Origin of the sequence: Klebsiella sp. 141153 (genome assembly GCF_032601995.1) — a bacterium.
Classification (GTDB): domain Bacteria; phylum Pseudomonadota; class Gammaproteobacteria; order Enterobacterales; family Enterobacteriaceae; genus Klebsiella; species Klebsiella aerogenes.
On the sequence record NZ_JAQIRJ010000006.1, the window covers coordinates 67,853 to 79,255 of the forward strand.

The following is an 11,403-nucleotide window of genomic DNA, read 5'->3' on the forward strand; positions in this document are numbered from 1 at the left end:
ACATAGACTCTGGTTTAAAGGATGATCATATTAAACCAGAGTCCCTTCAATGCATGTTTCGATTTACTTATGTCTGGACTTAAGATTATCGATAATATCCCCTAAATCCAGCCCCTGGTCCTGAAGTAGTACCAGCAGGTGATACATCAGGTCTGACGCTTCATTCTTCAGTTCAAACTTGTCATTTACCGTCGCGGCCAGGGCGGTCTCTACGCCTTCTTCCCCAACTTTTTGCGCAATACGTTTGGTGCCGCTGGCATACAGTTTCGCAGTGTATGAGCTCTCCGGGTCTGCATGTTTGCGCTCGGCCAGCAGTTGTTCCAGTTGATAGAGGAACAGCCACTGGTGTCCGGTTTCCCCAAAGCAGCTTGAAGTTCCTTTGTGGCAGGTCGGGCCTATCGGGTTGACCAACACTAACAAGGTATCGTTATCGCAATCCGGGGTGATGCTGACCACATTAAGAAAGTTGCCGGAGGTTTCACCCTTTGTCCACAGGCGCTGTTTGGTGCGCGAGTAGAAGGTTACTTTGCCGCTTTCTTGCGTTTTCGCCAGCGCGTCCTCATTCATATATCCCAGCATTAACACTTCGCCAGATTCAGCGTGCTGTATGATGGCCGGCATCATGCCGTCGGTTTTTTGCCAATCCAGCTGTTCACTCAACATACCCTGACCTCCACGCCCTGGGCTGACAGGAACGTTTTTAATTCGCCAATATTAATAATTTGTTTATGGAACACGGAAGCGGCGAGGGCGCCATCGACGTTGGCGTCGCGGAATGCCTCAAGGAAGTGCTCCATGGTACCGGCGCCGCCGGAGGCAATCAGCGGAACGTTACACACTTCACGGACCTTTCTGAGCTGATCCAGATCGTAACCGTTGCGCACGCCGTCCTGGTTCATCATGTTGAGAACAATTTCTCCCGCTCCGCGCTTTTGTACTTCCTGTACCCAATCCAGCGTCTCCCATTGGGTGACGCGAGTTCGGCTCTCATCGCCGGTGTACTGATTAACGTGATATTTTCCGGTCTGTTCATCAAACCAGGTATCAATCCCTACCACGATGCACTGCACGCCAAAGCGATCGGCGAGACGGGTGATTAACGTTGGATCCGCAAGCGCAGGCGAGTTAATTGAAATTTTGTCGGCGCCGAAGGAGAGGATCTGCGCCGCGTCTTCCAGCGACTTAATTCCACCGGCTACGCAGAACGGAATATCAATCACTTCCGCTACGCGCGATACCCAACTTTTATCGACTACCCGGCCATCGCTGGAGGCGGTAATATCGTAGAACACCAGTTCATCCGCGCCTTCATCGGCATAGCGTTTTGCCAGCGGAACGATATCACCGATAATTTCGTGGTTGCGAAACTGCACGCCTTTTACTACCTGACCGTCGCGGACGTCCAGGCAGGGGATTATCCGTTTTGCCAGCATTGAATGGCCTCCGTTACGTTGAATTTACCTTCCAGTAGCGCGCGGCCGACGATCACCCCGCGAACGCCGGTTCCGCGCAGCGCGGCGATATCGCTGAGACCGCCGATCCCGCCGGAAGACTGGAACGCCACCTGCGGATAACGCGCGCAGACCTCTTCATATAGAGAGACGTTGGAACCCGCCAGAGTACCGTCACGGGAGATATCAGTACACAGCACATGTTGCAAGCCGACCGGCAGATAGCTTTCCACCAGCTCTTCCAGAGTGACGCCAGAGTTTTCCTGCCAGCCGCTCACCGCCACCTGTTTATGACCCTCGGCATCAATGCGTACATCCAGCGCCAGCACCAGATGCTCGGGGCCAAAGCGTTTAAACCAGCCTTTGACCTCCTCCGGCGATTTCACTGCCGTTGAACCGACCACCACGCGCGCCACGCCGGCATCAAGCAGTGCGGCAACGTCTTCTTGCGTACGTACGCCGCCGCCGACCTGCACAGGTACCGTAACGCCGGCAACTAAGGTCTTAAGCAGCGGAATCTGGCGTTTTGCCGGATCTTTCGCCCCAGTCAGATCAACCAGATGCAATACTTCTGCGCCCTGATCCGCATAGGATTGCAGGCGCGGTAACGGATCGTTGCCATAGTCGCGCTGCTGGCCATAGTCGCCCTGATGCAGGCGCACCACGGTACCGTCAATTAAATCTAAAGCTGGAATGATCATTACATCTCCAGGAAATTTTTCAGCAGCTGCGCACCGGCGCTACCTGAGCGCTCAGGGTGGAACTGTACGCCAAAGAAGTTATCTTTCTGTACCGCCGCGGTGAAGGCCTCGCCGTAGTTGCATTGGGCGATAGTGTACGGATTGACCTGCATGGCGTAGCTATGGACGAAATAGAAATAAGCGCCTTCTTCAATGCCGCGGAACAGGCGATCGCCGGCTTTGGCATAGACCCGGTTCCATCCCATATGCGGCAGCGGCAGTCCGTGGTCGGTCATTTTCGGCACTTCTTCATCAATAATGCCCAGTAGCTCAACACCGTTATTCTCTTCGCTGCGCGCACCGAGTAACTGCATGCCGAGACAAATCCCCAGCACCGGCTGGGTACAGGCTTTAATCAAGTCAATGAGCTCGCGTTCGCGCAGCTGATCCATCGCAGCCTGCGCGGTGCCGACGCCGGGCAGAAAAAGTTTATCGGCACGCAGAACAACATCCGGCTCGCGGCTGACCACTGGCTCATAGCCATGGCGGCTCACTGCAGATTTCACCGAGTTGAGGTTGGCGCACCCGGTATCGAGGATCACCACGTTCATCACAATACCCCTTTTGAAGATGGCAACGTGTCGCCCTGGACCCGAATGGCCTGGCGCAGCGTACGGCCAAAGGCCTTGAACAGGCTCTCGACGCGGTGGTGATCGTTCTTACCTTTGGTTTTCAGGTGCAGCGTCACCGCCATGGTATAGGAGAGCGAGCGGAAGAAGTGTTCGACCATCTCGGTGCTCAGGTCGCCGACGCGCTGATAGGTGAAGTCAGCTTTATATTCGAGGTGTGGGCGACCTGAGATATCCAGCGCACAGCGCGCCAGGCATTCATCCATCGGCAACACGAAGCCAAAGCGGTTAATGCCGCGCTTATCGCCCAGCGCCAGCTTCAGCGCTTCGCCTAACGCCAGGCCGGTATCTTCTACGGTGTGGTGATCGTCGATGTAAAGATCGCCGCCGACGTTAATCTCCAGGCGAAAGCCGCCGTGGGTGGCAATCTGATCGAGCATGTGGTCGAAGAAACCCACGCCGGTGTGGATCTTGCTGCCGCCTTCACGATCCAGCCAGACTTTAACGTCAACCTGGGTCTCTTTGGTGATGCGCTCAACGTGAGCGTAGCGGTCGCGACGGGTCAGCTGTTCGCAGATGGTCGGCCAGTTCAGCGTTTCACTGTTATAGCGCAGGCCGATGATGCCCATGTTATCCGCTAACTCTATATCGGTGGCGCGGTCGCCGATGACGTAACTGTGGGCTTTATCCATTACGCCCTCTTCCAGCCACGGCAATACCAGTTGGGTCTTCGGCTTACGACAGTCGCAGTTATCACCAGGCATGTGCGGGCAAATCAGCACGGATTCAAAGTTAACGCCCTGCGAGGAGAAGACCTGCATCATCAGGTTGTGCGGGCCGTCGAATTCCTCCTGCGGCAGGCTATCGGTACCAAGGCCATCCTGGTTGGTGATCATCACCAGCTTATAGCCTTCCTGCTGTAGCTTAAGCAGCGCCGGGATCACCTGCGGTTCGAAGGCCAGTTTTTCAAACCGGTCTACCTGAAAATCAACCGGCGGTTCAGAGATAAGCGTACCGTCACGGTCAATAAAGAGAAACTTCTGGGTCATACATTCTCCGCAGTCAAAGCGTCAATCACGCGCTGGCTCTCTGCACGGGTACCGATAGTGATACGCAAACAGCCGCTTAATGAGGGTTGTTTATTTTGGTCACGTAAGATAATGCCCTGATCCCACAAAGATTTAAACACCGCGCTGGAGGCGGTTATCCGCGCCAGCAGGTAGTTGGTCTCGGAATCGAAAACCTGCTCGACGCAGGCGATGCCGCGCAGCGCATTGACCAGGTATGCGCGTTCATCCAGGATCTGCGCCACACGCGCGCGCATAGCGGCAATGCCAGCCGGGCTTAATGCCTGGGCGGCGATATCGGCGACCGGCGTCGAGAGCGGATAAGGCGCGATGACTTTCAGCAGTACATTAATCACCTCTGCGTTAGCCAGCGTAAAACCGCAGCGCAGCCCGGCCAGCGCAAAGGCTTTCGATAAAGTGCGCAGGATAGCCAGGTGCGGGTACTCGCTCAGCCAGTTCGCCAGAGATGCCTGGGGGCAGAACTCAATATAGGCTTCATCCGCTACCACGATTGCTTTACCGCGCGTCATTTCCAGCAGGGCGCGGAAATCTTGCGGATTGATTATCTGCCCGGTCGGATTATTGGGGCTGCAGACAAAAACCACTTTCACGCCGGTGAGATTCGCTTCGATACCCGGCAAATCGAGCTGCCAGTCGGCGAGCGTCGGCACCGTACGGCACTCAACGCCGATGGTTTCGGCGCTGACGCTGTACATGCCGTAGGTTGGCGGGCAATAAAGGACAGCGTCCTCGCCCGGTTCGCAAAAGGCGCGGATCAGCAACTCGATGCCTTCGTCAGCACCGCGGCTCACCAGTACCTGTTCTGGTTTTACGCCGGCATATTGCGCGTAGTTTTCGATAACCGCCTTCGGCTGTGGTTCTGGATAGCGGTTTAATGTCTGTTCGGTCAACTGAAATTCCACGGCGGTGGGGAATTCGTTGGCGTTCAGCCACACGTCGCCTTTCCCCCCAAGACGGCGGGCGGATTGATACGGCGTCAGCGCGCGGATATTGGCGCGGGCTAAGTCTTCAATGCTCATGCTTGCTCCTTAAGGGCGGCTACGCGCAGCGTTACGGCGTTTTTGTGGGCGGTCAGCAGTTCGGCTGCGGCCAGGATCTCGATAGTCGGGGCGAGGGCGGCGAAGCCTTCACGCGTCAGTTCCTGTACGGTCATGCGCTTTTGAAAATCCGCCAGACCGAGGCTGGAACAGGTCGCGGTGTAGCCGTAGGTCGGCAGCACGTGGTTGGTACCAGAGGCGTAATCACCTGCCGATTCTGGCGACCAGTCGCCGAGGAATACCGAACCGGCGCTGGTGATACCGTCAACCAGTTCACGGGCGTTACGGGTCTGGATAATCAGGTGCTCCGGTCCGTACTGATTTGAGATCTCTACACATTGGGCGAGATCGCGGGCGACAATAATACGGCTGGCGGAAAGCGCTTCACGCGCGGTTTCGGCACGCGGCAGGGCCGCTAGCTGACGTTCAACCGCTGCGGCGACCCGGGAGCCTATGTCGGCGTCCGGGGTCAGCAAGATAACCTGGGAATCCGGGCCATGTTCCGCCTGCGAGAGCAGATCGGAGGCGACGAAATCCGGCGTCGCGCCGCTGTCGGCAATCACCAGAACTTCCGACGGGCCAGCGGGCATATCGATAGCCGCGCCGTCAAGGCGCTGGCTGACCTGGCGTTTGGCCTCGGTGACGAAGGCGTTGCCAGGGCCAAAGATTTTAGCGACTTTCGCCACCGATTCCGTGCCGAAGGCCATTGCCGCGATAGCCTGCGCGCCGCCGACGTTAAAGATATTACGCACGCCGCAAAGCTGCGCCGCATAAAGGATTTCATCGGCAATCGGCGGCGGCGAGCACAGTACCACTTCCTGACAGCCGGCAATGCGCGCCGGTGTGGCGAGCATCAGCACCGTTGAAAACAGCGGCGCCGAACCGCCCGGAATATATAAGCCGACGGAGGCGATAGGGCGGGTAAGCTGCTGGCAGCGAACGCCGGGTTGGGTTTCAACATCGACAACCTGCAACTGCTGCGCGTTGTGAAAGATCTCGATATTGTTGACCGCCACCGCCATCGCTTGTTTGAGCTCGTCGCTGAGGCGCGCGCCGGCGGCAGCAATCTCTTCGTCAGACACTTTGAGCGCTGTGACGGTGGTTTTATCGAATTTGGCGCTATATTCGCGTAAGGCGGCATCGCCATTCTCTTTTACGTTAGCGAGGATCCCGGCTACCGTTTTGCTGATGCTCTCGGAAGCTGAAATCGCCGGGCGCGTTAATAGTTGTTGCTGTTGTGCGGCGCTGCAGCTATTCCAGTCGATAATGGTATTGAAGCTCATGGTCATTTCCCCTGTTTGTCCCGTAAACGAATTGCTGGATTACTCCATCATTTTCTCTATCGGTAGCACCAGAATAGAACTGGCGCCCAGCGCTTTCAGTTTTTCCATGGTTTCCCAGAACAGGGTTTCGCTGCTGACCATGTGCATCGCTACCCGCTGTTTGTCGCCTGCCAGCGGCAGAATAGTTGGCCGCTCTGCGCCCGGCAGCAGCGCCACCACTTCTTCCAGCCGTTCGGTCGGCGCGTGCATCATGATGTATTTCGATTCGCGGGCCTGGATAACTCCCTGAATACGGGTCAGCAGACGGTCGATCAGCTGCTGTTTCGCATCGTCCATTTCACCGTCGCGCTGGATCAGGCAGGCTTTGGAACGATAAATCACTTCAACTTCGCGCAGGCCGTTGGCTTCGAGGGTTGCGCCGGTAGAAACGAGATCGCAGATGGCATCGGCAAGGCCAGCGCGTGGGGCGACTTCGACGGAGCCGTTCAGCAGACAGGATTTAAAGGAGATACCTTTCTGATCGAGATAGCGCTTTAACAGGTGCGGGTAAGAGGTGGCGATGCGTTTACCGTCCAGCGCCGCCGGGCCATTCCAGTTTTCATCCACCGGTGTCGCCAGCGACAGGCGGCATCCGCCAAAATCGAGACGGCGCAGGGTGAAATAGCGCGGGTCTTCGCCCTGCGCGCGGCGGCTCAGCAGCTCTTCTTCCAGCACGTTCTCGCCGATAATGCCAAGGTCGACAACGCCGTCCATCACCAGCCCCGGAATATCGTCATCGCGAACGCGCAGAATGTCGATCGGCATGTTTTCCGCAAGGGCGATCAGACGCTGGGTGTGCAGGTTGACTTTAATGCCGCAACGGCCGAGCAGTTCGCGTGAATCTTCACTCAAACGGCCTGATTTCTGAATAGCTATGCGTAAACGGGTGTTGTCTAACATTGTTGTTTTCCTCTGAATACCTGTCTGAATCTGTCCGAATTCGGTCCAAAAAAAAAGCCCCCGGAAGTGAATCTTCCGGGGGCTCTCTTTGCGTTCATGCACCACTGGAAGATCCAAACGTCTTCCAGCACACATCGCCTGAAAGACTAGTCAGGATGATGGTGATGATGGTGGTTTTTAAATTGAACGCTGTTCATAAAATTCTCTTTGAATGACTATGCATTTGATGTCTTTTAACCTAAACCAGTTCCGGCGCATAAAGCAAGCCCTTTTTTCCATCATTAATTCATTTCATATTCGTCGAACAAATTGTCAGGTCTCGCAGGCTGGCGTAGCCTAGTATCAGCACAGCGAATGAGTCAGGAGCCAGGGTATGAAAAAGGTCGCGATTGTCGGATTAGGGTGGCTGGGCATGCCGCTTGCGTTGTCATTGCGCGCGCGTGGTTGGCATGTCACCGGCAGTAAAACGACGCAGGATGGCGTAGAGGCGGCGCGGATGTGCGGTATTGAAGGATATCCGCTGCGTCTTGACCCCCAGCTGATCTGTGATGCTGAGGATCTGGACGCGATGATGAACGTCGATGCGCTGGTCATCACGTTACCAGCGCGGCGCACGGGCCCCGGGGAAGATTTTTATCTACAGGCGGTGCAGGAGATTGTCGATACCGCGCTCTCGCGTCATATTCCACGCATTATTTTTACCAGTTCGACCTCGGTTTATGGCAATACTGAAGGGACGATGAAGGAAAATTCGCCGCGCGATCCGCAAACCGCCAGCGGCAGGGTTCTGAAAGAGCTGGAGGACTGGCTGCATGCGTTGCCGGGTACCTCGGTGGATATTCTGCGTCTCGCCGGGCTGGTGGGGACTTCTCGCCACCCGGGGCGTTTCTTTGCCGGTAAATCGGCTCCGGATGGCCAGCACGGGGTCAATCTGGTGCATCTGCAGGATGTTATTGCCGCGATTGAGTTATTGCTTCAGGCTCCGAAAGGCGGACACATCTATAATATATGTGCGCCAATGCATCCGGCGCGAGGTGTCTTTTATCCGCAGATGGCCCGTGAACTTGGGCTGCCGTTACCGGTATTTACCGATAACCCGGAAGGCGGTAAAGGCAAAATCATTGATGGCAACCGGATCTGCTATGAGCTTGGCTTTGAATACCAGTACCCCGATCCGCTGGTGATGCCGATGGAGTAACCACCAGCAGGCATTCGCGTACCGTAAGGGGGGGCGATGAAACCACTGCTGGATGTCCTCGTTATTCTTGATGCCTTAGAAAAAGAGGGGAGCTTTGCCGCGGCCTCGGCAAAGCTCTATAAAACCCCCTCGGCGCTGAGCTACACCATCCATAAACTAGAAAGCGATCTAAATATCCAACTGCTGGATCGTAGCGGTCATCGGGCGCGCTTTACTTGCACCGGGCAGATGCTGTTGGAAAAGGGGCGTGAGCTACTTCATACCGCTCGTGAACTTGAGCTGCAGGCTATCAGGTTACATCAGGGCTGGGAAAATACCCTGACCATCAGCGTCGATATGACTTTTCCTTTCTCTCTTTTAACTTCACTCATGGAACAGTTTTATCAACAGCACAACGTGACCCGTTTGCAATTCACCAGTGCTGGCGGTTGGGATGCTCTGGCGGCAGGCGAGGTCGACATGGTGCTGGGCGCGCTTAACGAGCCGCCGACGCTGGTGGGTTATGGTTTTAGCCTGCTTGGCGAGTTGGATCTGTGTTTTGTGGTCGCGATTAATCATCCGCTGGCGCAGGCTAAGGAACCGCTGAATTTGCGGGTGTTACAGCGATATCGGGCGATTATCTGCGATGCTGGTTTGCTGCAAAGCGAAAAGCAGGAGAGTGTGACGGTTTTTGATATGAACGGCCTGTTGGAGCTGGTATGCGCCGGGCTGGGCTGGGCCTACTTGCCGCATTATCTGGCCAGGGCCTGGCTGGAGAAGGGCAAATTGGTCGAGAAACGCATTACCACACCCGCGCGGCTGCATCGGGCATGGATTGGCTGGAATGAAGACGTTTTTGGCCTTGCCGCGCAATGGTGGTTACAAGCGATATTAGCAAATAGTGCTATTCGTCAGATCTACAATACTAAAATAGTATGAATATTAGGCGGTTAGAATTCTTAGCCTATTAATAAACCTTACAACATCTTGTCATTAAGCCAGAAGTTGTTGCAAAATACGCAGCCTGAAAACCAGAGACTAGCCGACGCTTTTTTTAAAGTGTCGGTTATTTTTTTGGTCGAAAGACACATCATTCAATACCAAGAGGCCGGGCTTCGTACCGGATAGATATTTACTAAAAACCGACAGTCGTTGTCGCTGAGGAATAGAAAGAAATGGGGCAATTTTTTGCTTACGCGCTGGCCTTCGCCGTAAAAGGGGATAACTATGTCGCATAACGCTACTCCAAATACCTCTCGCGTGGAATTACGTAAAACCCTTACGTTAGTTCCGGTTGTAATGATGGGCCTGGCCTATATGCAGCCGATGACGCTGTTCGATACGTTCGGTATCGTCTCTGGTATGACCGACGGCCACGTGCCGACGGCCTACGCCTTTGCGTTAATCGCTATTCTTTTTACTGCGCTGAGCTATGGGAAGCTGGTACGCCGCTATCCTTCCGCGGGTTCAGCGTATACCTACGCCCAGAAATCCATTAGCCCGACCGTTGGCTTCATGGTGGGTTGGTCCTCTCTGCTCGACTACCTGTTCGCGCCGATGATCAACATCCTGCTGGCGAAAATCTACTTTGAAGCGCTGGTGCCTTCGATTCCATCGTGGGTGTTTGTTATCGCGCTGGTCGCGTTTATGACCGCCTTTAACCTGCGCAGCATCAAGTCCGTCGCCAACTTCAATACCGTTATCGTGGTGTTGCAGGTGGTACTGATTGCCGTGATCCTCGGCATGGTGGTGTATGGCGTATTTGAAGGCGAGGGCGCCGGTACGCTGGCCAGCAGCCGTCCGTTCTGGTCCGGCGATGCGCACGTTATCCCGATGATTACCGGGGCGACGATACTCTGCTTCTCATTTACCGGCTTTGACGGCATCAGCAATCTGTCTGAAGAGACCAAAGATGCAGAACGCGTTATTCCGCGCGCTATCTTCCTGACTGCGCTGATTGGCGGCCTGATCTTCATTTTTGCTACCTACTTCCTGCAGCTGTACTTCCCGGATATCTCGCGCTTTAAGGATCCGGATGCCTCACAGCCTGAAATCATGCTGTATGTGGCAGGTAAAGCCTTCCAGGTGGGCGCGCTGATCTTCTCCACTATCACCGTGCTGGCTTCCGGTATGGCGGCGCACGCTGGCGTTGCGCGCCTGATGTACGTAATGGGCCGCGATGGCGTATTCCCGAAAAGCTTCTTCGGCTACGTGCATCCGACCTGGCGCACTCCGGCGATGAACATCATCCTGGTTGGCGCGATCGCGCTGCTGGCGATTAACTTTGACCTGGTAATGGCGACCGCGCTGATTAACTTCGGCGCGCTGGTGGCGTTCACCTTCGTTAACCTGTCGGTTATCTCGCAGTTCTGGATCCGCGAGAAACGCAACAAGACGCTGAAAGACCACTTCCAGTATCTGTTCCTGCCGATGTGCGGCGCTCTGACTGTCGGCGCGCTGTGGGTTAACCTGGAAGAGAGCTCGATGATCCTGGGTCTGATCTGGGCCGGTATCGGTCTGATTTACCTGGCGTGTGTAACCAAAAGCTTCCGCAACCCGGTACCGCAATACGAAGACGTTGCGTAATCACGCTTTATGCTAACAAAAGCCGGAGGGAAACCTCCGGCTTTTTTGTTTCTGGCGTCCGCTGAATATCCCCGGTGGCGGCCGGGGGGCAGGGGATGGAGCGCTTACTTCTCCTGTCGCATCACGTTAAGCAGCGTATCCAGCAGTCCTGGAAAGCGGGCATCCAAATCGTCGCGGCGTAGCGAAATTAAGTTTTCCCGCCCCTGAGGACGTTGCCAGATCACGCCGCTGTCGCGCAGTACCCGCCAGTGGTGAGTCATGGTGGATTTAGCGATATCTTCTTTGCGTAGCGCGTTACAACTCTGCTCGCTGCCGTCGGAGAGCGTGCGAATGATTTCCAGCCGCAAGGGGTTACCCAGGGCAAAAAGGACATTTTCCAGGCGAATTTGTTCACGTTCGGGGTGATTGGCGATCATAATATTCCTGTGTCGGCGGTTGTGCTGTTTACGCGAACAGCAGTCCGTATCGGCGGCTGGCGGCTAATATACCCAAACTCCTTTTCTTGCGCCACGCGCGCCGTCGCAACCTGACCG

General features: G+C 55.5%; 14 protein-coding genes and 1 other annotated feature. Of the genes, 4 read left to right on the forward strand and 10 right to left on the reverse strand.

What is annotated here, in order from left to right; all coding sequences use genetic code 11:
• Nucleotides 1-63 precede the first annotated feature (63 nt).
• The 9 genes from hisIE to hisL all read right to left on the reverse strand — a co-directional run bounded on the left by hisIE (nt 64) and on the right by hisL (nt 7,304).
• Nucleotides 64-663 (reverse strand): bifunctional phosphoribosyl-AMP cyclohydrolase/phosphoribosyl-ATP diphosphatase HisIE, encoded by a 600-nt coding sequence (gene hisIE / locus PGS10_RS13415; protein ID WP_045391776.1) that lies wholly within the window; start codon nt 661-663, stop codon nt 64-66.
• Nucleotides 657-1,433 (reverse strand): imidazole glycerol phosphate synthase subunit HisF, encoded by a 777-nt coding sequence (gene hisF / locus PGS10_RS13420; RefSeq protein ID WP_316423088.1) that lies wholly within the window; start codon nt 1,431-1,433, stop codon nt 657-659. Before hisF ends, hisIE begins: the two co-directional genes overlap by 7 nt.
• The gene (gene hisA / locus PGS10_RS13425) at nt 1,415-2,152 is read right to left on the reverse strand and encodes a 1-(5-phosphoribosyl)-5-[(5-phosphoribosylamino)methylideneamino]imidazole-4-carboxamide isomerase (RefSeq protein ID WP_047045942.1); all 738 of its coding nucleotides are present in this window, start codon (nt 2,150-2,152) and stop codon (nt 1,415-1,417) included. The genes hisF and hisA overlap by 19 nt, the downstream gene beginning before the upstream one ends.
• Nucleotides 2,152-2,742 (reverse strand): imidazole glycerol phosphate synthase subunit HisH, encoded by a 591-nt coding sequence (gene hisH / locus PGS10_RS13430; RefSeq protein ID WP_045391767.1) that lies wholly within the window; start codon nt 2,740-2,742, stop codon nt 2,152-2,154. Before hisH ends, hisA begins: the two co-directional genes overlap by 1 nt.
• The gene (gene hisB, locus PGS10_RS13435; protein ID WP_047066723.1) at nt 2,742-3,809 is read right to left on the reverse strand and encodes a bifunctional histidinol-phosphatase/imidazoleglycerol-phosphate dehydratase HisB; all 1,068 of its coding nucleotides are present in this window, start codon (nt 3,807-3,809) and stop codon (nt 2,742-2,744) included. Before hisB ends, hisH begins: the two co-directional genes overlap by 1 nt.
• Nucleotides 3,806-4,867, reverse strand: a complete 1,062-nt coding sequence (gene hisC, locus PGS10_RS13440) for a histidinol-phosphate transaminase (protein ID WP_316423089.1) — start codon at nt 4,865-4,867, stop codon at nt 3,806-3,808. The genes hisB and hisC overlap by 4 nt, the downstream gene beginning before the upstream one ends.
• Complete coding sequence (gene hisD / locus PGS10_RS13445; protein WP_063414436.1) at nt 4,864-6,168, reverse strand: histidinol dehydrogenase; 1,305 nt, start codon at nt 6,166-6,168, stop codon at nt 4,864-4,866. Before hisD ends, hisC begins: the two co-directional genes overlap by 4 nt.
• Nucleotides 6,169-6,207: 39 nt before the next feature.
• Nucleotides 6,208-7,107, reverse strand: a complete 900-nt coding sequence (hisG, locus tag PGS10_RS13450) for an ATP phosphoribosyltransferase (RefSeq protein WP_045379285.1) — start codon at nt 7,105-7,107, stop codon at nt 6,208-6,210.
• Nucleotides 7,108-7,155: 48 nt separating this feature from the next.
• Nucleotides 7,156-7,278, reverse strand: a sequence feature (His leader region).
• Nucleotides 7,254-7,304 (reverse strand): his operon leader peptide, encoded by a 51-nt coding sequence (gene hisL / locus PGS10_RS13455; protein WP_009654477.1) that lies wholly within the window; start codon nt 7,302-7,304, stop codon nt 7,254-7,256. Its footprint overlaps the feature before it by 25 nt.
• Before the next feature lie 176 nt (nt 7,305-7,480).
• On the opposite strand from hisL, the gene PGS10_RS13460 reads away from it, so the two are divergent.
• From PGS10_RS13460 to plaP, 4 genes are all read left to right on the forward strand, one after another.
• Nucleotides 7,481-8,305 carry an SDR family oxidoreductase gene (locus PGS10_RS13460; RefSeq protein ID WP_316423090.1) on the forward strand — a complete coding sequence of 275 codons (825 nt, stop codon included), beginning with the start codon at nt 7,481-7,483 and terminating at the stop codon, nt 8,303-8,305.
• A gap of 36 nt (nt 8,306-8,341) precedes the next feature.
• Nucleotides 8,342-9,223, forward strand: a complete 882-nt coding sequence (locus PGS10_RS13465; protein ID WP_316423091.1) for a LysR family transcriptional regulator — start codon at nt 8,342-8,344, stop codon at nt 9,221-9,223.
• A 236-nt stretch (nt 9,224-9,459) separates the two neighbouring features.
• Complete coding sequence (yoeI, locus tag PGS10_RS25100) at nt 9,460-9,522, forward strand: membrane protein YoeI (RefSeq protein WP_098949253.1); 63 nt, start codon at nt 9,460-9,462, stop codon at nt 9,520-9,522.
• Nucleotides 9,512-10,870 (forward strand): putrescine/proton symporter PlaP, encoded by a 1,359-nt coding sequence (gene plaP / locus PGS10_RS13470; protein ID WP_015365827.1) that lies wholly within the window; start codon nt 9,512-9,514, stop codon nt 10,868-10,870. The genes yoeI and plaP overlap by 11 nt, the downstream gene beginning before the upstream one ends.
• Nucleotides 10,871-10,974: 104 nt before the next feature.
• Here plaP and PGS10_RS13475 read toward each other — a convergent pair whose 3' ends face one another.
• On the reverse strand, nt 10,975-11,286 hold the full coding sequence (locus PGS10_RS13475; protein WP_015365828.1) for an ArsR/SmtB family transcription factor: 312 nt from the start codon (nt 11,284-11,286) through the stop codon (nt 10,975-10,977).
• Nucleotides 11,287-11,403: the final 117 nt, after the last annotated feature.